At 50.0% G+C, this 20,505-nt stretch carries 17 protein-coding genes; 9 read left to right on the forward strand and 8 right to left on the reverse strand.

All coding sequences use genetic code 11. The features are described 5' to 3' along the window. Positions 1-15 precede the first annotated feature (15 nt). The gene (locus ACQ4MZ_RS08765) at positions 16-777 is read right to left on the reverse strand and encodes a lipoprotein signal peptidase (protein WP_430844349.1); all 762 of its coding nucleotides are present in this window, start codon (positions 775-777) and stop codon (positions 16-18) included. A 51-nt stretch (positions 778-828) separates the two neighbouring features. Further along, positions 829-2,031: a proline dehydrogenase family protein gene (locus ACQ4MZ_RS08770; RefSeq protein ID WP_430844350.1), complete on the reverse strand. Its 1,203-nt coding sequence runs from the start codon at positions 2,029-2,031 to the stop codon at positions 829-831. A 188-nt stretch (positions 2,032-2,219) separates the two neighbouring features. On the opposite strand from ACQ4MZ_RS08770, the gene ACQ4MZ_RS08775 reads away from it, so the two are divergent. Further along, positions 2,220-3,314, forward strand: coding sequence for a chorismate mutase (locus ACQ4MZ_RS08775; RefSeq protein WP_291203573.1), 1,095 nt, complete (start codon positions 2,220-2,222; stop codon positions 3,312-3,314). A 72-nt stretch (positions 3,315-3,386) separates the two neighbouring features. Here ACQ4MZ_RS08775 and ACQ4MZ_RS08780 read toward each other — a convergent pair whose 3' ends face one another. Continuing rightward, positions 3,387-4,028, reverse strand: coding sequence for a GDSL-type esterase/lipase family protein (locus tag ACQ4MZ_RS08780; protein WP_430844351.1), 642 nt, complete (start codon positions 4,026-4,028; stop codon positions 3,387-3,389). Then, positions 4,025-4,630: a thymidine kinase gene (locus ACQ4MZ_RS08785; protein ID WP_430844352.1), complete on the reverse strand. Its 606-nt coding sequence runs from the start codon at positions 4,628-4,630 to the stop codon at positions 4,025-4,027. Before ACQ4MZ_RS08785 ends, ACQ4MZ_RS08780 begins: the two co-directional genes overlap by 4 nt. Before the next feature lie 103 nt (positions 4,631-4,733). Here ACQ4MZ_RS08785 and ACQ4MZ_RS08790 point away from each other — a divergent pair, with 103 nt between their 5' ends. Continuing rightward, positions 4,734-5,858, forward strand: a complete 1,125-nt coding sequence (locus tag ACQ4MZ_RS08790; protein WP_430844353.1) for a hypothetical protein — start codon at positions 4,734-4,736, stop codon at positions 5,856-5,858. 58 nt (positions 5,859-5,916) lie between these two features. Here the strand turns inward: ACQ4MZ_RS08790 and ACQ4MZ_RS08795 are convergent, their stop codons facing one another. Beyond that, positions 5,917-6,762 carry a hydroxymethylglutaryl-CoA lyase gene (locus ACQ4MZ_RS08795; RefSeq protein WP_430844355.1) on the reverse strand — a complete coding sequence of 282 codons (846 nt, stop codon included), beginning with the start codon at positions 6,760-6,762 and terminating at the stop codon, positions 5,917-5,919. Between the two features lie 166 nt (positions 6,763-6,928). Next, positions 6,929-7,990, reverse strand: coding sequence for an NAD-dependent epimerase/dehydratase family protein (locus tag ACQ4MZ_RS08800; protein ID WP_430844357.1), 1,062 nt, complete (start codon positions 7,988-7,990; stop codon positions 6,929-6,931). Positions 7,991-8,220: 230 nt separating this feature from the next. Here ACQ4MZ_RS08800 and ACQ4MZ_RS08805 point away from each other — a divergent pair, with 230 nt between their 5' ends. Genes ACQ4MZ_RS08805 through ACQ4MZ_RS08825 form a run of 5 tightly spaced genes read left to right on the forward strand, consistent with a single transcriptional unit; the run spans position 8,221 to position 16,489 of the window. Beyond that, entirely contained in the window at positions 8,221-8,949 is a 729-nt protein-coding gene (locus tag ACQ4MZ_RS08805; RefSeq protein ID WP_430844358.1) for a hypothetical protein, read from the forward strand. Beyond that, the gene (locus ACQ4MZ_RS08810) at positions 8,946-11,717 is read left to right on the forward strand and encodes a TonB-dependent receptor domain-containing protein (RefSeq protein WP_430844360.1); all 2,772 of its coding nucleotides are present in this window, start codon (positions 8,946-8,948) and stop codon (positions 11,715-11,717) included. Before ACQ4MZ_RS08805 ends, ACQ4MZ_RS08810 begins: the two co-directional genes overlap by 4 nt. 14 nt (positions 11,718-11,731) lie before the next feature. Further along, positions 11,732-12,862, forward strand: a complete 1,131-nt coding sequence (locus tag ACQ4MZ_RS08815; RefSeq protein ID WP_430844361.1) for a DUF4249 domain-containing protein — start codon at positions 11,732-11,734, stop codon at positions 12,860-12,862. Positions 12,863-12,882: 20 nt separating this feature from the next. Then, entirely contained in the window at positions 12,883-14,061 is a 1,179-nt protein-coding gene (locus ACQ4MZ_RS08820; RefSeq protein ID WP_430844363.1) for a DUF4249 domain-containing protein, read from the forward strand. Between the two features lie 25 nt (positions 14,062-14,086). After that, positions 14,087-16,489 (forward strand): hypothetical protein, encoded by a 2,403-nt coding sequence (locus ACQ4MZ_RS08825; RefSeq protein WP_430844364.1) that lies wholly within the window; start codon positions 14,087-14,089, stop codon positions 16,487-16,489. Here the strand turns inward: ACQ4MZ_RS08825 and ACQ4MZ_RS08830 are convergent. Next, the gene (locus ACQ4MZ_RS08830) at positions 16,486-16,947 is read right to left on the reverse strand and encodes an Lrp/AsnC family transcriptional regulator (protein ID WP_106594330.1); all 462 of its coding nucleotides are present in this window, start codon (positions 16,945-16,947) and stop codon (positions 16,486-16,488) included. The genes ACQ4MZ_RS08825 and ACQ4MZ_RS08830 overlap by 4 nt on opposite strands. Positions 16,948-17,119: 172 nt before the next feature. Here ACQ4MZ_RS08830 and ACQ4MZ_RS08835 point away from each other — a divergent pair, with 172 nt between their 5' ends. Together ACQ4MZ_RS08835 and kbl are read left to right on the forward strand one after the other, a co-directional pair. Further along, positions 17,120-18,070 carry an NAD-dependent epimerase/dehydratase family protein gene (locus tag ACQ4MZ_RS08835; protein WP_430844366.1) on the forward strand — a complete coding sequence of 317 codons (951 nt, stop codon included), beginning with the start codon at positions 17,120-17,122 and terminating at the stop codon, positions 18,068-18,070. Between the two features lie 105 nt (positions 18,071-18,175). Then, entirely contained in the window at positions 18,176-19,363 is a 1,188-nt protein-coding gene (kbl, locus tag ACQ4MZ_RS08840) for a glycine C-acetyltransferase (protein WP_430844367.1), read from the forward strand. Between the two features lie 304 nt (positions 19,364-19,667). On the opposite strand, the gene ACQ4MZ_RS08845 is transcribed toward kbl, so the two are convergent. Continuing rightward, positions 19,668-20,504: a transglutaminase domain-containing protein gene (locus tag ACQ4MZ_RS08845; protein WP_430844368.1), complete on the reverse strand. Its 837-nt coding sequence runs from the start codon at positions 20,502-20,504 to the stop codon at positions 19,668-19,670. Position 20,505: the final 1 nt, after the last annotated feature.

The following is a 20,505-nucleotide window of genomic DNA, read 5'->3' on the forward strand; positions in this document are numbered from 1 at the left end:
CACAAAAAAAGAGAGCTAAATGCTCTCTTTTTTATTTTCATCCTCTTCCTCTGTGGAAGTAGGTGTCGGAATATCGTCCCGTAACGCTGTTTCGGCTGTCGGAGTTTCCGGCGAAGCAGCATCCGGCAGACCATTGATTGCTTCCTCCTTTTCTCCTTCCTCCCTTTCTTCCTTTACTCCCTCATTCTCCGGTCCGTGTGAGTGAAAACTTCCCTGGAATATCAGAATGCTGCAAACGCCCAGGAAAATGCAGGAATCGGCGATGTTGAAGATCGGTGTTGAATAATATTGCCCGCCCCACACCGGTACCCAGTCGGGGATAAAACCCTCCCAGAAATCGACGAAGATCATGTCGATCACCTGTCCGTGAAACCACGGGGTAGGAGAGCCATAAGGCGCATTGCCGAGCAGTACACCGTAAAACGTACTGTCGATCACGTTACCGACCGCTCCGGCGAGGATCATCGCCAACGCCCAAAGCAAGCCCTTGGAAGCGCCTATGCGCGCAAGGTGGATCATATAGCCGCCTATGGCGACCATGGCTACGAGGCGGAACAACGTCAGGAACAGTTTACCATATTCATGCCCGAGTTGCATGCCGAAAGCCATGCCGGGATTCAGTACATAATGTAGTTTCAACCAGTCCCCGATCAGCGCGATCTGTCCTGAAAAGCCGGGTTGCATATATTGATGAACCAGCAATTTGGAAGCCTGATCAATCCCGATCAGGAGTACACTGAAGAGTAGGTATGGGGCTGGATTTCTGGATTGGTTCATTCGGTTTTTAATACAATTGACAAATTTGGGAATGCGAAAGTAATAACTTACTTATAAAGAACCGATTCCTCTCCTCTTCAATTCGCTTTTAACTAACAAAAACTCGCGGCTGCTCTGGCCTGCAATGGAAGTGTTTTCTTCGGCACGGCGGATCAGGTAAGGCAACACCGCCTCGATAGGTCCGTATGGCACGTATTTGGCTACATTGTAGCCTGCCTTGGCCAGATTGAAGGAAATATTGTCGCTCATACCGAGCAGCTGCGCGAACCAGATACGATCGTCGTTGCGTTCGATACCGAGCTTCTGCATTTTGAGGGCGCAATATTGAGAACTGTATTCGTTATGCGTGCCGAGGCATATCGAAATGTGTTCGAGACGGTCAAGGCAGAAGTCGATAGCGTGATTGTAATCATTATCGGTAGCCTCTTTCGAAGTGTGAATAGGGTTGAAATATTCCTGCTCGCGGGCACGCAGCCTTTCCTTTTCCATATAAGCGCCGCGCACGAGCTTGCCACCGAGGTAATATCCTTTCTGGCGTGCATCGAGGAAAGCGGTTTTGAGTGCTTCGAGGGTTTCGTGACGATACAGCTGGTAGGTATTGTACACGATAGGCCGCTCACGGTTGAATTGCTGCATCATCTCATAAGCCAGATCGTCGATTACACCCTGGATCCAGCTTTCTTCGGCATCAATGAATATCCTTACATTATGCTCATACGCATGAGCGCACAGGCGCTGCACCCGCTGACGCGCCCGCTCGAAGGCCGCTTTTTCTTCTTCCAAGAGTGAATCTTTCTTTTGCACCTTTTCGAGCAGGTCGGATGAGGCTACTCCGGTGACTTTAAATACCGAAAAAGGAATGGTATCAGAGCCCGTGGCTTTGTCGATTGTTTTGAGGATTTCTGCCGCAGTAGCGTCGAAACTGGCTTCTTTATCTTCTCCTTCAACGGAATAATCCAGTATGGTACCAATGCCGGAGCTGCGTAGGGAAGCGATCGTAGCATCGCAGTCGTTAATCGTCTCACCGCCACAGAATTGTTCAAAAATCGTGACCCGAATGAGATTTTTTATAGGTAAGTTAAGTTTTAGCGCGAGCTTTATAAAAAAAGTGCCTAAATTTACGACTCGAGCCTGATTCATAAGGCTGAATAACCAGTATGTCTTCCTGAGTTTGGCGTCTGATTTGGATGCAAAGGCAACGGAAGTATCTTCAAAAAATACAGGTATTTGGTCGTTTGGTGACGGATATGCCATTTTTGATGTACGTTTTTCCTGAGTAACTGTTTAACAATTCATTATCTGACCACAGGAAGAAAGTAATACGCATTAAGAAGTTGATTGACTTTTATGGGGTCAAATGTACGGGCAATCGAAGAAATACGCATAATACCGGATCAAAATATTACAATTATCAATTTTTTATTAAGGACAAGTTTTTGAGTATGAATGCTTCTTTAGATATCCTACCGCTTAGCAGTTGGATCAATACCGAAGGAAAGCCTTTGGTAATCGCCGGGCCTTGCAGCGCAGAGACCGAGGAACAAATGTTAGAAACCGCAACCCAGATCAAAGAGGAAGGATTTGCGCACGTGATCCGTGCAGGGGTGTGGAAACCGAGAACTCGTCCAGGCAGCTTTGAAGGCATGGGAGAGGCAGCTTTGCCATGGTTGCAAGCGGTGAAACAGCAAACAGGCCTGCCTGTGGCTGTGGAAGTGGCTACGCCTCAGCATATCGAACTGGCATTGAAATACGGCGTTGACATCCTTTGGGTTGGTGCACGTACAACCGTGAACCCGTTCAACGTACAGGAACTTGCTGATGCCCTGAAAGGAATTGATGTACCTGTGTTGGTTAAAAACCCGGTAAACCCCGACCTGCAACTGTGGGTAGGAGCCCTGGAACGTCTGAACCAGGCTGGCGTGAAAAAACTCGGTGCGATCCACCGCGGTTTCTCGAACGCACAGGAGCACAAATACCGCAACTCCCCTATGTGGAACATCGCGATCGAATTGAAAACGATTTTCCCTCAGCTACCGGTAATCGGTGATCCTAGCCACATGGCGGGAAAGCGCGCTTATCTGTACGAAATCGCTCAGCGTGCGCTTGACTTGCATTACGACGGTCTGATCATCGAGTCACACCGCGATCCGGACAAAGCATGGTCTGACGCTGCACAACAGTTAACTCCTGCTGCATTGGGACAAATGCTGCACGACCTGCACGTTCGTAAGGAATCTTACGGCAGCGACTATGCATCACAGCTGGAAATTATCCGTGGCAAAATCGATAACCTCGACCGCGAATTGCTTGAAACACTGGCAAACCGCATGGCCCTGGTAGAGAAACTGGCCGAATACAAACGCGATAACAACGTAGCAGCTTACCAGGTAGACCGTTTCCGTGAAGTACTGGAAACCCGCGCTGGTTGGGGCCGCAGCCTGAATCTGTATCCCAACCTGGTGGACGAACTCTTCAAACTCGTTCACATGGAGTCGATCCGCAAGCAAACCGAGGTGATGAACCAGGTGAATGCCTAAGATCAGATCGATCATAAATACGAAAGCCGCTCAGCAATGGGCGGCTTTCGTTGTTTAAAGGTTAATGTGTTTTTAAATACCCTTTTCTTTCAAAACCCGGCTGATTTCCCTGGCCCAGATCTTATAGGCTTTGGTATTCAAATGGGTTTTGTCCGCGGCATATTCAGCGCGGAGGCCGGTCGAGTCGGAAATGTATTGGTTCAGGTCAATGTATGTGATGTGCTTTTGGGAGCAATAGGAGGCGAGGAAGCGGTTCAGCGCGTCGACCTCCCTTTTGCTGTAAGGATCATTCTGCTCAAAGACCGTCAGCGTCACGACGGGCGTGATATTGTTTTCCATCAGCATTTCAAGCATGGCTTTATAATGGGCCTGAATTTGTTCTTGTGCCACCCCTAGGGTAATGTCGTTGATGCCGCCTTTGATGAAGCAAACTTTGGGATGAAGGTCGATCACGTACGAATCGATCTGTTTCAGGAAATGATAAGTAGCCTGCCCGGGTAGTCCGTTGTTCATGACATCGGTCCTGCCTAACAGCTCCACCCACTTGCCCTGGGCGGTAATGGAATTTCCGTACATGACGATCGTCGGGTTACCTTTCATTCGCACGAAACGCTGCGCAATCTTGTCGCGATAAATATACCCTAATATTAAAAGGGTTGCGATCAGGACCGCATTCAACGTAAGCGACAGGATCAGCAGCCCTTGTTTTTTCATCGGGAAAATAATTCGTGCGCCCTTTCACCGAGGTTGAAACATCTGCGGCAGCGGGCTTCGTACAAATCCGTTTCGCCAAGCAATACACGCTCGTTGGAGGGCGACAGGCGGTAAGAATGCGAAGCTACTTCCCCACAAACCATGCATACTGCGTGAACTTTGGTAACATATTCCGCAATGGCCATGAGCTGGGGCATGCAGCCAAAGGGCTTGCCTTTGTAATCCATATCGAGGCCGGCGATGATCACGCGCTTGCCGTTATTGGCCAGCTCGTCGCATACATCCACAATGCTTTCGTCGAAGAATTGGGCCTCGTCGATGCCCACTACCTCACAATTTTGCGCCAGGTCTGATATTTGCTGGGCCGATTGTACGGGTATCGAGGGGATCGAATTGTCATTGTGAGAAACAATGTTCTCTTCATGGTATCGTTTATCAAGCGCAGGTTTGAAAATCTGGATCTTTTGCCGGGCAATTTTGGCGCGGTTGAGCAAGCGGATGAGTTCTTCGGTCTTTCCGGAAAACATGGATCCGCAAATCACTTCGATCCAGCCGGTACGGGGATTTTGAAATTCTCTTCTGTGAGATGGTTCTACAAACATATTTTGGTGCCCGACCGACCCATTGAAAGGTCGATTTTTATTTTATATTTACAAATCAAACATATTTTTCCCAACACTACGTTACCAAAATTGCTTATTCGTTATGCCGGATAATCTGAATTCAATCGCACTCAACCAGTACTCAGCACGGTTCACAACAACAGTTTTGAACGAAGTGTACAGGTCGCAGGACGTCGTTACCGGTGCCGGATTATTAAAACTGACACCCGTAAGACAAGTCAACCTGGGTATTCTCAACCGCCTGTTCGAAGAATGGAAAAACAACGCAGAAGCCTTCCGCAGCCCTTATTTTGACTTTTCCAATGAAGAAGTAAAAAGTGCCCTGGAAGAATTCATGAACACGGCCTCGCAGCACATCGCCGTGAAACGCGCCGACCTCGAGCCGCTATTGTCCGATTCGGTCAAAGAATCGCTGAAACTCCTCCTGACACCCGCTAATTACTTTGAAGACAAGATCAGGGCCGTTCCCGACGCGGAGTTTACCCATGCGAAGGCCGAACAACTTGTGAAATATACGCATATCCACCGCGGTATCGCCGAAGCATTGCTCGGCCGCCTTACCGACAGTGGTTCGGATTCGGTATACCAGACGCAGGCCGTGAGCTGGCTGTACGAATTCAAGGATAATGCCGATCTGATCGACGATACGGAGCAGCACCTGGTCCAGTTCGCGGAGATCTTCCCGATTAATATCAGCGAGCTGCTAATCCGGGAGAACGGCAAGTCGACTACCTCCCCGCAGGCGCAGCCTCATAAGCACGAATCATTTTTCGATTCTGCATTCAGTCAGTTGGAGCCCAGTACCGCCCGCCCGGTAGCGCCGCGCGTGGAGCCTGCTTCCGCGGTGATCGGAGAGATTGTTGCTAAATCGAATGCAGGATCGAGCCCGGAAAGGGATTCGTTGAACAACCGCTTTAAAGTGGAGATGCCTAAGCCTTCGGAGGATAAATCGTACGGTACCGTGCCGTTAAAGGTTGAAAACATCGCAGGCAGCATTCCGCTGGGCCAGCGTTTTATGTTTGTAAACCAGCTTTTCGATCGTAACAGCGAGCATTTCGACAAGGCTATTTACGAACTCGACCGCGTGAAGAGTTTCGAGGAAGCCGAAAACCTGATCTGGCACCGGTATGCATCCAAATATGCCTGGGATGTAAATGGGGAGGCGGTTACCGCATTGCTTGCGATTGTCAAGCGTAAGTTTGCCTAATAAAGCATTTTAATATCAACATAGTGCGCCGGGGGGAAGCTCCTTCGGCGCATTTCTTTTATCCAACGATCTGCTGAAACATCGTCCGCGCCTTTTGCAGCTCATTCGCGTCGAGGCAAAGCAGCTCTTTTTGTTCTTTGGCGAAATCCACCAACCGCTCGGTAGGCATGTTGCCTACGAGATCGTCCTGGGCCATCGGGCAGCCTCCATAACCAAGCAATGCACCATCGAAACGGCGGCAACCGGCGTCGTAAGCAGCCTGTATTTTAACGCGCCAGTCGTCGGGGCGGGTGTGGAAATGCGCGCCGAATTCCAGCTCGGGGTAGTAGGGGATCAATGCGGTGAAGAGCCAGCCGATATCATTCACCTGTGCTACTCCTACGGTATCAGCCAATGAAAAGGTATTGACACCCAGTTTAGCGAGTTTTTCTACCCATTCCATCACAATCTCGGGAGCCCACGCGTCGCCATACGGATTTCCAAAACCCATTGAAATGTAAATCACCAGTTCTTTTTTGTGTTTCGCACACAGATCGGCAATGCGTTTCACCCGGTCGTACGACTCCGCAATGGTCGCCTGCGTGTTCCGCATCTGAAATGTCTCCGAAATAGAGAATGGATAACCCATGTAACCAATCTGCTCGAATGCACAGGCATCGGCTGCGCCGCGTTCGTTGGCGACGATGGCCAGCAGACTGGTATTACTGCCCGAAAGATCGAGCCGTTCGGCAATCCAGGCCGTATCCTGCATCTGCGGGACCGCTTTGGACGATACAAAGCTGCCAAAATCGATGGTATCAAAACCGACGCGGATAAGCTGGTTCAGATATTCCAGCTTGATCTCCGAGGGGATGAAGGGATGAAAGCCTTGCCAGGCATCACGGGGGCATTCGATGAACTTCATTTTTGAATCAGTGACCGGGTCGCCGGCGCGATAAGTGAATGACTGAATGTGATAAGGTGACCGAACGGAATTAAAAAACAAAGACTGCAATCAGGTAGTTCTTGGAAGCTACATGATTGCAGTCAGTATTTTAAAATGGCGCGAAGGTCATCCTTCGTGCTTTCCGCTATTTCAAAATCGGAGCGAGGTCGGCCTCATTTTCGCCTAGCCAGGCAGTGATTTCTTCGACAATTTGACGAATACCAATCTTAGGTTCCCAGCCCGTGAGCGCAGTGACTTTCGTGTTGTCTGTCACGTAAAGGCGAATATCAGCGGTGCGGTTTTCAGGAACGACTTTGATAGGGATCGTTTTGCCAGTCACTTCCTGGCAGATTTTCGTTAGTTCCTGCAATGAGGCGCTGCTTTGCAGGCCGCCGCCGGCGTTCAGGATCTCGCCATTCACCTTATCGAGGTTGTGCAGCTGCCAGTCGATCAGGTTATATAGGTCGGCGACGTGCAGCATATCACGGATTTGCTTGCCGGTGCCGCCATAGCCAAAGTAACCGAGCTGCTGTTCGAAATAATGCTTCGCGATCCAGAGTACCATCACGCCCTGATCTACCTTGCCCATTTGCCACGGACCAGTAATTACGCCGCAGCGGTTGATCACCGTTTTCAGATTATAAAATTCATTGTATTCCTGAATGATCAACTCGGAAGCCAGCTTGGTCGTACCGTATAGCGAGCGTGCACCGTTAAGCGGGAAATCTTCACCGATACCTTTGGAAGAGACACCCGGTACAGGCTGCTCGTCCGACAATGCGAAACGGGTTTCCTCCTCGACGAAATTCAATGTCTCGATCGTCTTGATCGGATACACGCGACTGGTGGAGAGGAAAATGAACCCGGCTTTGTGTTTCAATGCATAGTTGAGACAGTTGACGGTTCCCACCAGGTTGGTATTGATGAGGTAATCGGGCGTGCCGTCCAGTCCGGCCAGTACCGATGGCTCGGCGGATGCTTCGATCACGGTATCGACCGCCGGAATAGCGTCGAAATCTTCTTTGTTGCGAATGTCGCCGTGAACGAATTCTACGCCTGCCTTTTTGAGACGGGGTATATTCAATTCGGAACCCCTTCTTTTGAGATTGTCCAGCGCGTAAACCTGGTAATCAGGATAATTTGTTTTCAAGGCTATGGCCAGCGAAGAGCCAACAAAACCGGCCCCACCGGTGATCAGAATTTTCATAGAAGGTAAGTGGAATGTGTGGTACTTATGAAAGGCCAAAGTTAGGGGATTAAGGGGATGCATTAGATAAATAGCATTTGATTCTTTTGTGATATGATTTAAATAATCGAATAAAATATTTAATTTACATTTGAAGTATGTAACTTATGTTCACTTCGACGAGTACACGCCCCGGTACTGCAACATTTCGATAACCTTTGAACGTACTGCTTTAAAATCAACTTGCGTAGATGCGTATTTTTACCACTGCATTATTTCTGTGTGCCCTGGTTTCGGGGAAAACGTATGCCCAGGGAACACTGGCCGAAGTTTCTTCTGCCCGGGAGGTTGCTGCCTATCCGGTATCCCTATACAAGAATGCCACTTCCATTTCCCAGAACCTTTACAATGGGCGCCAGTACTACGTGTACGACGCACGTATGGAAGAGCACCAGTTTTACCAGCAGCGCCGCTGGCTCAATGGTATGGTGCTTTACGACGGGCAGCAGTTTGATAGCATCCCAATGCTCTACGACATTTTCCATGACGAGCTGGTGATCCGGCATTTCAATGGTGACCATATATTGTTACAAACCGTGAAGGTGGATTCATTTATCGTCGATAACCACCATTTTGCACGACTTGAAGCCGGGAAGGACATTAACCCGCAAATGCGGACCGGCTTTTACGATGTCGTTTACAGCGGCAAGTCGCGCACGCTTGTGCGCAGGACCAAGTCGCGGCAGGAGAAAATCGTAGAGAAAAAAGTGATAGCCTACTATCCCGAAAAGAATTTTTTCTATGTGTTCAAAGACGACCGTTACCATTCGGTACACACGAAGAAATCGATGCTCGAACTGTTCCCGGACCGCAAGCGGGAGTTGCGCAAGGTGCTGCGGGAGAATAAGATCAAATTCCGTAAGAACCGCGAAATGGCCATTGTGAAGATGGTAGAAACCTACGACAACTTAGCCAAATGAAAATACTTTTACCACTCACCTTTATCTTCTGCTGCATTTTTACCACCCACTTTTCTTATGGCCAGAATGTGCCCGAGAAAAAGATTACGATGAAACTCGATTCGGCGCGGTTCGATCAGTTTGTGAAACAGGTGGAGGCGCAGACAGGCTATTATTTCTACTACGACGCGACGCGCTTCGATAGCCTTACCCTGGATTTGAATGTGAACAACCTCTCGCTCCGGGAGGTGCTCGACCAGGTTTTCAAAGGTTCCGAGTTTGAATACGCTATCGACGGGCAAAAACGCATTTACATTACGCACGGACAGAAGATCATTACGCAGCTCACTCCGGGATTGTTCAATCCGGAGCGTGCCGGTGAGAACGACTCCATTGCCTATGCGGGTCCCGAGAGTGATATTAAAGAGAAACTACTATCGACCGCCGAAAGCAAAGTTCATGAAATAGGAATACGAAAGCACAGGATTACACCCGGTAATTCGACGATCACCGGGTATGTCAGGAATGCGGTGACGGGCGAGCCTGTGATTGGGGCAGCGGTGTTTATCACTTCGCCTTCAATTGGTGTCACCACGGATGCGCTCGGGCAGTACGCGCTCACGATCCCGCGCGGAAAGCAGATTGTCCGCATTAAAAGCACGGGTATGCGCGAAACACAGCGCCAGGTGATACTGTATTCCGATGGCAAACTCGACATTGAAATGCGTGAAAGTGTGATCGCATTGAAAGAAGTGTCGGTGAAGGCCGGCATGGACAAAAATGTGGTGGGTACGCAAATGGGTACCGTGAAACTGACCATCAAAAACCTGAAACAAGTGCCGACGGTATTCGGTGAAACGGATTTGTTGCGGACGGTACTCACATTGCCGGGGATCAAGTCGGTAGGGGAGAACAGCACTGGTCTGAACGTCCGTGGCGGCTCGGTTGATCAGAACCTGATCCAGTACGACGATGCGGTGATTTACAATCCATCTCACCTTTTCGGGTTCTTCTCGGCATTTAATCCGGATGTTTTGAAGGAAGTGGAGCTTTATAAAAGCACCATTCCATCCCGATTCGGGGGCAGGCTGGCGTCGGTGCTCGATATCGCCAGCCGTGATGGTAACAAGAAGAAATTCGTAGCGTCGGGCGGGATCGGACTCGTTACCGGCCGGGTTACATTGGAAGGGCCCTTGGTGAAAGATAAGGCGTCGTTCATTCTCGGCGGTCGTTCGACTTATTCCAACTGGGTGATCAGAGCATTGGATAATGAAACTTATAACAGGAGCTCGGCCAATTTCTATGACGTGAACCTGCATTTCAATTATGAAATCAATGAAAAGAACAGCGTTTCGCTGACGGGTTACACAAGTAACGACAAGTTCCGGCTCTATGGAGACACTTTGTATTCCTATCGCAACCAGTTGGGTTCCATTAAATGGAAACATACTTTCAACTCGCGCCTGTACGGTGTGCTCACGGCCTCGCACAGCAAGTACCAGTATGCGATGGAAGCAGAAGGGCTTCCGCTCAACTCTTTCGACCTGAAATTCGATATTAACCAATCCAATTTCAAAGCGGATTTCAGCTATGCTCTCAACCCGAAGCATACACTGGAATTTGGGGGAAGCACTATTTATTACAAACTGCATCCGGGCTCGTTCAAACCGCGCGGCAGCGAGTCGCTCATTGTACCCGACGAGCTGGAAGCCGAGCAAGCGACGGAAAGTGCCTTGTACCTCGAAGACAAGTGGGAAGTCAGCCCGCGTCTGTCTATTTCCGGCGGTTTGCGGTGGTCATTCTTCCAATACCTGGGCCCGAAATCGGTTAATACCTACTTGCCCGGCTTCCCGATCGACTACATTTATCAGGAAGGCGTTCAGGAATACAAATCGGGCAAGAAGATCAAGTCGTACGGCGGCCCCGAATATCGCGCTTCGGTACGGTATAGCATCCTGGATAACCTTTCGCTTAAAGCGAGTTACAATACCCTGCGGCAGTATATCCATTTGCTGACGAACACCATGACGGTATCGCCCACCGATATCTGGAAACTGAGCGATCCCTATATCAAACCGCAGATCGGCGACCAGCTTTCGATCGGTTTGTACCGGAACTTCCGGGGGAATAAGATCGAGGTTTCATTGGAAGGTTATTATAAAAACATCCGCAATTTCCTCGATTACAAAGGCGGCGATTCGCTTTTCATGAACCACAACATCGAAGCTGCGGTGATCAATACCAAAGCAAAAGCATATGGTGTTGAATTCATGATCAAGAAAATGACGGGTAAACTGAATGGCTGGGTCGGCTACACCTACGCGCGGACGCTTCTGCGTGCGGTGGACCGTGACTCTCCCGATGCACCGAACAACGGTAATTTCTACCCGAGCAACTATGACAAACCGCACGATTTCACATTGATCTCGAATTATCGCTTCTCACACCGTTTCAGCCTGTCGTTCAACTTTACTTACAGCACAGGCCGGCCTTACACGCCGCCGATCGGCAAGTACATTATCGACGGTTCGCAACGTGTATATTATGCCGACCGCAACCAGTTCCGCATTCCGGATTACTACCGGATGGATTTAGCGATGAATATCGAGGGTAATCACCGGATCAAAAAGCTGGCGCACAGTTCCTGGACGCTCGCGGTGTATAACGTGCTGGGAAGGAAAAACCCTACCTCGGTTTATTTCCAGACCGTCGCCGGAAGAGTGAATGGTTACCAGCTCTCGATTTTCGGACAGCCGATCCCGACTGTTACTTACAATTTCAGATTCTAAAAAGGGAGCGGGCTATGAGATATTGGTTTTTAAAAATAGGTTTTTTCGTGTTGCTGCTGATCGTCGACAGCTGTGTTGAGCCGTTTTCGCCGCCTGAAGTTAATTCGGATGAGAACTACCTGGTGATCGACGGCTTTCTGAATGTGAGCGGCAACGATTCGACGCGGATCGAACTGCGGCGGACGCAGAATGTCAATGCAACAGCATCCCCGACGATCGAAAGAGGCGCGCAGCTGGCTGTGGAGGAAGAAAATGGTGAAACGTTGTCGATGAAGGAAACCGGTCCGGGGATCTACACCCTGCCGCCGCGACAATATAACCGGTCCGGGAAGTACAGATTGCGGATCAAAACGAAAGACAATCAGGAATATCTTTCCGAATTCGTAGGTGTAAACATTACCCCGGTAATCGATAGCGTAACCTATAAAGTAGACCCGGTGCTGAACGCCGCGATATTTTATGTGAACACGCATGATGCCCAGGGTAAGACGCAGTTTTACCGTTGGAAATTCGAAGAGACCTGGGAATACGAAGCTGCTTATTATTCCGCATTGATAGTGAGGAACGATTCGGTAGTAACACGGCCGGATAATATCAATAAATGCTGGGGCAAATTGAAATCCGCGAGCATTTTGCTGGGCAGTACCGTAAAGCTGAGTAGCGATGTGATCAAAGACCTGCCGCTGAACCGGGTACCTATCCCTACCAACAAGCTGTACATCAAATACAGTATCCTGGTAAAACAATACGGCCTCTCACGAGATGCATTTGAATATTGGACGGCTTTATCCAAAACAACCCAGGGAACCGGTAGTCTTTTCGATGTATTGCCGTCGCAAGTGACGGGTAACATTCGGCATACTTCCAATTCACGTTTGCTTGCATTCGGTTATTTCAGTGCGGCTACGGAAGAAACCCGCAGGCTCACCGTCACGCCGCGGCTGGGTATGTTCCCGCGCTGTATCGAGCCAGATACGATCCCCATCCGCTGCTCGTCGCGGGATGCCGATGAATGTGCTTTCAACACCGCCAAGCTGCTGCTTAGCTATTGGGGACCACGCTCCGACTCTGTTTTGGTGGCGGGCCATTCGTGCGCCGATTGCCGCGTGCAAGGTGGTACGACAGAAAGACCCTCTTATTGGTAGTGATTTTACAAGGAATGACTGTGAAAGGAATAGACTTCATCAAAAATCTGAAAGAGGCCTGCGGGGTCGGTAAGCGACGTTCGGGAAGGTGGGCGTTGAGGGGAATGATGGCGGCTGCCGGGATGGTGGTCAACAGCTGTATTGAACCATTTTCCCCGCCGGAAGTGACCAATCCCGGTACTTACCTGGTGGTTGACGGGTTCCTGAATGTGAGCGGCGATACCAGCCGGATCGTTTTGAGCCACACACAGGCCGTGAACGATGACAAGGTATTTGAAAAGGAATCCGGTGCCACGATTATGGCCGATGCGGAAAATGGCGAGAGCTACGCATTTCAGGATATGGGTAACGGTTCGTACAAATTGCCGCCGACGAATTTTAACCGTGATGTTAAATACCGGCTGAGGATCAAACGGTCCAACGGACGGGAATACGAATCCGATTACGTGGTTGTGAGCAAAACCCCGCCAATCGACAGCGTTACCTATCGCCTGGATCCTGGGCGGAATGCGATGATGATCTATGTGAATACGCATGACCCGAGTAATCAGACGCGTTTTTACCGCTGGAATTTTGAAGAAACCTACGAATACCGGATGGCTTACTATTCAAGTCTGACGCGTGATTATACGGCTAATCAGATCGTTCCGCGGAAGGATAATATTAACGTGTGCTGGCGGACATTATCGTCGAGGGATATCAAACTAGGGTCGACGATCAAGCTCAGTCAGGATATTATCCGTGATTTGCCCGTCAATATCGTGGATATCGGTACCAACAAATTGTATTTCGGGTATTCGATCCTGGTGAAACAGTATGGGCTCACGCGGGAGGCATTCGAGTACTGGACCGATCTGGCCAAAACGACGCAGGGGACCGGTAGCCTTTTCGACCCGCAACCGTCGCAGGTAACAGGTAATATCCATGCCAAGGCCGACGCCAGGGAACTGGTATTTGGCTATTTCAGTGCTGCGCAGGAGCAAAAGCAACGGATATTTATCCGCGAAGCGTTGGGCTCATACCCGCGCTGTGCACCGCCGGATACGCTCAATTTTAACGATGCATTTAACGGCTCCGCGGTGCTGCTCTACTATTATATGGGAGATGGCAAGGGTGGTTATCTCGGAACTTCGGAATCGTGTGCGGATTGCCGGTCGCAGGGCGGTACGACCACTAAGCCTTCATTTTGGTATCAATGATTATTCTATTGTCTGAAAATATACAATGAAACTCAGGACATTTATTTGCGGTTTGCTGGCGCTTGCATTTTACAGCACATCGTACGCGCAGGACGACGCCATGCTTGCTTCCATTCAGCAGCGGTTCGGCCTTTATACCGAGCGGGCTGTGCAGGAAAAGCTGTTTGTGCATATCGACAGGCCGTTTTACCTCGTCGGGGAAACGATCTGGTTCAAAGCCTATAACCTCAACGGCGCCACGCACCGGTTTCTGGACCTGAGCAAAGTAGCCTATCTGGAAGTGCTGGACAGTGAGAACAATGCAGTGCTGCAAACGAAGTTCGCGATGGTCGACGGGCGGGGAAATGGTTCGGCGCTGGTACCGTCCACACTCGTAAGCGGCAAGTACAAGCTGCGGTGCTATACCAACTGGATGAAGAATTTCTCGGGCGAAAGCTATTTTGAAACCTCGGTCGCTATCCTGAACCCGTTTGTCCGCTTCGATCCCGACAGGGCCTCGAAGGAAGAAACCCGCTATGATGTGCAGTTTTTCCCGGAAGGAGGACATTTGGTAAGCGGTATCGAAAGCAAAGTCGCATTTCGTGCCGTGGGCCTAGATGGTAAGGGTATTAAATTCAAAGGGGCGATCCTCAACGGGCAGAATGAAACTGTCCGCGAATTTGAACCGGAACTGAATGGGATCGGCTACTTTAAGCTGAAACCGGAAGAGAATGCAGTTTATAAAGCAACGATTACCGATAGCAAGGGAAAACGTTTCGAATATCAGTTTCCGAAAGTGGAACCTCAGGGATACGTCATGGAGGTGAAAGACTCTACTTCGGCGCTGGTGAAAGTGACTGTAACCGGAAAGTTTGAAAGCGAAGATCCCGCGACCGTATACCTGCTCACACACACGCGTCAGGCAAATGCGGTGTTCGGCAAGAAAGGATTAGGCAAAAGCCCGGCCGTTTTTGTGCTTGAAAAGGCCAGGCTCGGGGAGGGCATTTCGCAGATCACGATCTTCAACGAAAAGTTGAAACCGGTTTGTGAACGGTTGTATTTCAAGCGCCCCGAAAAACAACTGACCATCGATGCAGAACTGGGCAAAAGCTTCATCGGACGAGAAAAGGTAGCCATGAATATCTCGGCTGCCGCAGGGCAGGCACTGTCGGCTTGGAGCAATTTGTCGGTGGCGGTATACCTCGAGGATTCGATCCAATACCAGCCGCAGCACGATATGCACAGCTATTTATGGCTCACCGCCGATTTGAAGGGCGATATTGAAAACCCGGGCTATTATTTTCAAAATACAAATCCGGATACCGACCGGCAGCTCGATAACCTGATGCTCACCCACGGCTGGCGTCGATTGAAATGGGACAAGGTATTCGGCGGTCAGCTGGTTAGTTTCGAACATTTGCCGGAATACGACGGACATTTCATTCACGCCCGCGTGCTCAACCGCGCCGATGGAAAACCGGCGATCAACAAAGACGCATACCTGGCGTCGCTGGATGTGCCCGCACGCCTGTATGTGGACAGGAGCGATAATGAAGGCCGGGTGAAATTTGAAGTACGCCAGTTTACAGGTCCGAAGGAAATTACCCTGCAAACCGACTTAGCTCAGGATTCTACCTATCGCTTCGAAGTGGCTTCGCCGTTTTCCCGACAGTTCTCGACGACCGCCGTTCCCTCTTTTTTCTTCGATAAAAACCTGGAAAACCAATTGCTGACGCGATCCATCAATATGCAAACCGGCAATGCGTTTCTTCCACGAATCTATACCGAGAAAAAGGCCGTACTGACCGATTCACTGCCATTCTTCGGGGTGCCCGACGAGAAGTATTTCCTCGACGATTTTACCCGTTTTCCGACCATGGAAGAAGTTTTGAGGGAATATGTCAAAGGCATTCTCGTGCGCAGACGGCAAAAGGAATTCCATTTGCGAATGATCGACAAGCTGGTGCCCAATACTTATTATACGACCGATCCGCTGATGCTTCTGGACGGTATCCCGGTTTTTGATGCCGACAAGATCATCGAAATGGACCCGTTGAAAGTGAAGAAAATCGAACTGATCAGTTCGCGCTACTTCCTTGGGCCGATGACTTTTACAGGTATCGTAAGTTTCTCCACTTACCGGGGTGATCTGGGAGGCTTCGAACTCGATCCGAAGGTGCTCGTGATGCCCTACGAGGGTGTGCAGGCGCAAAGGGAATTCTATGCGCCGAAATACGACAGCAATAATGCCAACAGCCGTATCGCCGACTTCCGGAATCTCCTGCATTGGGCGCCCAACGTCACGACGGGCAAAGACGGCAAAGCGACAGTCGAGTTTTACACTTCCGACCAGACAGGTCGTTACAAGGTCGTGATCCAGGGCATTACTCCGGATGGTACGGCGGGCAGTAAAACCGTCTCTTTCGACGTCAAGAAACGAAGTCTTTAAATGTAAAACTCCGAGGTGTGCTTGATCTCCTTCAACACGAAGGTGCTGTTGAGCACGCCTATGTTGTCGATCTTCGACAGCTTGTATTTCACAAAGTCGTGGTACTCGTCGAGACTGGCGACGTTGATTTTTAGCAGAAAATCAACCTGCCCGGCCATATGGTAGCACTCCTGTACCTCGTGAAGGTTCTGTATCTCCTGTTCGAACTTCTCGATGAATGCCTCATTATGGTAGCGCATTGATACCTGACAGATGGTCGTAACCTGTCTGTTAATGAGTTTTTTATCTAAAATTGCTACATATTGCTTGATGTAGCCCAGGCTCTCCAATCTTCTGATCCGCTCATACACGGGGGAGACCGTGAGGTTGAGCATTGTCGCGATTTCCTTGGTCGTTTTTTTAGCGTCTTTTTGCAGAATGCGGAGGATTTTGGTATCGATTTTGTCCAACTGTTCCATGGGGCAATAATATTTACTGGTACGGGTTTCGAATTGAATCTCAAAAAGTAAATTTTGCTTTAAAAATCAAATAGTGTGGTAATGTTTCCTGAGAAACTGGCTGTTTGTTGAAAATAGTTTTCACAAATGGGAAATTGCAAGTGATTTATGCTTTACCCAAAAGTTGTTTTTTATGAAAACGGACTGCGTTTTAGTAATAGGAGCAAACGGACAGATTGGATCTGTTCTGGTGGAATATCTGAGGGAAATTTACGGATTGGGAAAAGTGGTGGCGACGGACATCCGCATGCCCGAATTCCCGACTGGTATCTTTGAGCAACTCGACGCGACCAATGCCGGTGAAATGGCCGCGATCGTGCGTAAATACGGTGTTACGCAAATCTATCACCTGGCCGCGATCCTCTCTGCAAAAGGCGAGCAGGACCCGCTCCGAACGTGGCATATCAATATGCAAACGTATTTCAACGTGCTGGAAGTAGCGCGTGAAAACGGGGTAAGCAAAGTTTTCTACCCAAGCTCCATTGCCGTTTTTGGTGATCGTGTGGATACGCTGGCAGAGCAATGGTCGTACCTTGACCCTGCAACGGTTTACGGCATCAGCAAGGCGGCGGGCGAGAACTGGTCTAACTATTATTTCAAACGTTATGGCGTAGACATCCGCTCGCTGCGCTACCCAGGCATTATCGGCTACCAGTCGATGCCGGGCGGCGGTACCACGGATTACGCGGTTGACATTTATCACAAGGCCGTGAAGGGAGAAGCATTTGAATGCTTTCTGAAACCGGAAACGACTTTGCCGATGATCTACATCAGCGACGCCATGGACGCTACGGTGCGCCTGATGGAGGCGCCTGCCGAGAAGATTTCAGTACGTACCTCGTACAACCTCGCGGGAATGAGCTTTTCCCCGGAGGAAATCGCCCAAAGCATTCAAAAGATAATTCCAAACTTCAACATAACTTACAAGCCAGACTTCCGCCAGGCCATCGCCGATTCCTGGCCCCAGGAAATCGACGATGCCCAGGCCCGGAAAGACTGGGGCTGGCGGCCAAGCTACTCGCTCGATAAGATGACGGAAGAGATGATCAGCGAGTTACGGAAGAAGTATCATTTGGTTAGTTAATTTCGAATGATTGAATGACTGAATGATTGAATAAAGTAGTGTTCGGTCATTCAGTCATCGCATTATTCAGTCATTCAATCATTCGGTCATTCAAAATTCATCATCATGTACGGTACCATTAAGCAAGAACTTCAGGGCGAACTGGAAGCGATCCGGTCGGCTGGTTTATATAAAAAAGAGCGCGTGATCACCACGCCGCAGTCTGCTCACATCGCTACTACCGATGGCGCGGATGTGCTTAATTTTTGTGCTAATAATTACCTGGGCCTTTCTTCGCATCCTGATGTGATCCAGGCCGGTATCGACGCCATTCATTCGCATGGCTTCGGGATGTCGTCGGTGCGGTTTATTTGCGGCACGCAGGATATCCATAAAGAACTCGAACGCAAAACGGCCGAATTCCTCGGTACGGAAGACTGCATTCTCTACGCTGCGGCATTCGATGCGAATGGCGGGGTTTTCGAGCCTTTGCTGAACGAGCAGGACGCCATTATTTCCGACGAGCTGAACCACGCTTCGATCATAGACGGCGTGAGATTATGCAAGGCCAAGCGTTTTCGCTACAAGCATAACGATATGGCTGACCTCGAAAAGCAGCTCCAGGATGCGCAAGGTAGCCGCCGCATTCTGGTCGTAACCGACGGTGTGTTCTCCATGGACGGTACCATCGCCCGCCTGGACCAAATATGTGATCTGGCCGAGCAATACCAGGCCATGGTGATGATCGATGAATGCCACGCTACGGGCTTCATGGGTAAAACCGGCCGCGGTACGCATGAGTATCGCAATGTAATGGGGCGTATCGATATCATTACAGGTACTTACGGAAAGGCATTAGGCGGTGCGTCGGGAGGCTTCACGGCAGCTAAAAAAGAGATTGTAGAGATCCTTCGCCAGCGCTCACGGCCTTATTTGTTTTCCAATACATTAGCGCCTTCCATTGTAGGAGCTTCCATTAAAGTACTCGATCTACTCACCTCATCCACTGCATTGCGCGACAAGCTGGAACGGAACACGCAATATTTCCGCAAGGCTATGACCGACGCTGGTTTCGATATTCTCCCAGGCGAACACCCGATTGTCCCTATTATGCTCTACGAAGCAAAACTCGCGCAGGAATTTGCTGCCAAACTGCTCAACGAAGGCATTTACGTGATCGGCTTCTTCTATCCCGTGGTTCCCCAAGGCAAGGCACGCATTCGTGTGCAGATCTCGGCCGGGCACGAGCAGGCGGACCTCGAAAAGGCGGTAGCGGCGTTTACGAAGGTAGGGAAAGAACTGGGCGTTATTTAGTCAAGTGTAGTCATTAAAGTCATGTGTTGTCAGGAGTTGTCAAGTGTGGTCTGGAATTGTCAGGTGTAGTCGGGGTTGTCAAGTGTGGTCCTGAAAGAAATGCCGCTAGGCATATAATATTGGTAGGAAACGCAACGAGGCATTTTCGGGAATCCATCACTTGCTTGGATTGCTACCCATATTACGTCGCTACGCGATTCCGGCAATGTACTTTACCCAAAGCACAGCAATGTTCTGTCGCTTTCGACAATGCCTGACCATACTTGACCAAACCTGACAATACTTGACTACACCTGACTCTTGATCAAACCTGACCATCCCTGACAACTTCTGACCACCCATACTGTTCCGAATCGAGCAATTCTACCTCGACATGCAGCGATTGCAGCGTCGCGTTGCCGTATTGGGTAACCATTGCCACATCTGCGGCGTCGCGGCCGTGGGCGATTTCGATGCGGTAACCTTCGGTTTTTTCCTGCACGGCATCAAATGTGTACCATTCGCCGCCTATGAACACTTCGAACCAGGCGTGCAGATCCATGTCTTTCAGTTTATCCAGGTATCCGACGGTCATGCGCGTCGGGATGCAGAGGTTCCGGCATAGCGCAATGGCCAGGTGCGTGAAGTCGCGGCAAACGCCTACGCGAGCGCGGGCGGTATCGAGCGCCGTGGTGGCTGCATTGGAAAACCCGTATTGGTAGCGCACATTGTGGTGAATCCACGAACGGATCGCTTCCACCTGCTCATATCCGGGCGTGAGGTTACCTGCTATTTCCAGCGCCAGCACATTGATTTCGTGTAAATCCGACTGGCAATAGCGGCTTGGCAGGATGTAATGCATGACTTCATCAGGCAAATCCCCTACCAGCATATACGCAGGCGGCGGGTTCGGAATGGGCTTCGTGCCGTTTACCTGGGCTTGCACTTCGGTGGTTATAGTAACCCGGCCCACGGGCAGGATTGTACGCTGGCAGGGGTTGCCGTAAATGTCAGTATACTCCGAAAACGGCACCGGTGGGTCGATGTTAAAACCTTCCTGAATGATCGATTGGCCTTCCTGGCGACGGGGGCGTAACATGGTCGTTACGGTGGTGGGGGCATACACGTCGTACGTGAATATGCTTCTGCCCTTCATTTTCATT

Source organism: Dyadobacter sp. BHUBP1 (assembly GCF_050587785.1).
GTDB lineage: Bacteria > Bacteroidota > Bacteroidia > Cytophagales > Spirosomataceae > Dyadobacter.

Excerpts from the sequence above, each read along its gene's own strand:
- ACQ4MZ_RS08765 (WP_430844349.1), bottom strand. The coding sequence starts at position 777 with ATGAACCAATCCAGAAATCCAGCCCCATACCTACTCTTCAGTGTACTC.
- ACQ4MZ_RS08770 (WP_430844350.1), bottom strand. The coding sequence starts at position 2,031 with ATGGCATATCCGTCACCAAACGACCAAATACCTGTATTTTTTGAAGAT.
- ACQ4MZ_RS08775 (WP_291203573.1), top strand. The coding sequence starts at position 2,220 with ATGAATGCTTCTTTAGATATCCTACCGCTTAGCAGTTGGATCAATACC.
- ACQ4MZ_RS08780 (WP_430844351.1), bottom strand. The coding sequence starts at position 4,028 with ATGAAAAAACAAGGGCTGCTGATCCTGTCGCTTACGTTGAATGCGGTC.
- ACQ4MZ_RS08785 (WP_430844352.1), bottom strand. The coding sequence starts at position 4,630 with ATGTTTGTAGAACCATCTCACAGAAGAGAATTTCAAAATCCCCGTACC.
- ACQ4MZ_RS08790 (WP_430844353.1), top strand. The coding sequence starts at position 4,734 with ATGCCGGATAATCTGAATTCAATCGCACTCAACCAGTACTCAGCACGG.
- ACQ4MZ_RS08795 (WP_430844355.1), bottom strand. The coding sequence starts at position 6,762 with ATGAAGTTCATCGAATGCCCCCGTGATGCCTGGCAAGGCTTTCATCCC.
- ACQ4MZ_RS08800 (WP_430844357.1), bottom strand. The coding sequence starts at position 7,990 with ATGAAAATTCTGATCACCGGTGGGGCCGGTTTTGTTGGCTCTTCGCTG.
- ACQ4MZ_RS08805 (WP_430844358.1), top strand. The coding sequence starts at position 8,221 with ATGCGTATTTTTACCACTGCATTATTTCTGTGTGCCCTGGTTTCGGGG.
- ACQ4MZ_RS08810 (WP_430844360.1), top strand. The coding sequence starts at position 8,946 with ATGAAAATACTTTTACCACTCACCTTTATCTTCTGCTGCATTTTTACC.
- ACQ4MZ_RS08815 (WP_430844361.1), top strand. The coding sequence starts at position 11,732 with ATGAGATATTGGTTTTTAAAAATAGGTTTTTTCGTGTTGCTGCTGATC.
- ACQ4MZ_RS08825 (WP_430844364.1), top strand. The coding sequence starts at position 14,087 with ATGAAACTCAGGACATTTATTTGCGGTTTGCTGGCGCTTGCATTTTAC.
- ACQ4MZ_RS08830 (WP_106594330.1), bottom strand. The coding sequence starts at position 16,947 with ATGGAACAGTTGGACAAAATCGATACCAAAATCCTCCGCATTCTGCAA.
- ACQ4MZ_RS08835 (WP_430844366.1), top strand. The coding sequence starts at position 17,120 with ATGAAAACGGACTGCGTTTTAGTAATAGGAGCAAACGGACAGATTGGA.
- kbl (WP_430844367.1), top strand. The coding sequence starts at position 18,176 with ATGTACGGTACCATTAAGCAAGAACTTCAGGGCGAACTGGAAGCGATC.
- ACQ4MZ_RS08845 (WP_430844368.1), bottom strand. The coding sequence starts at position 20,504 with ATGAAAATGAAGGGCAGAAGCATATTCACGTACGACGTGTATGCCCCC.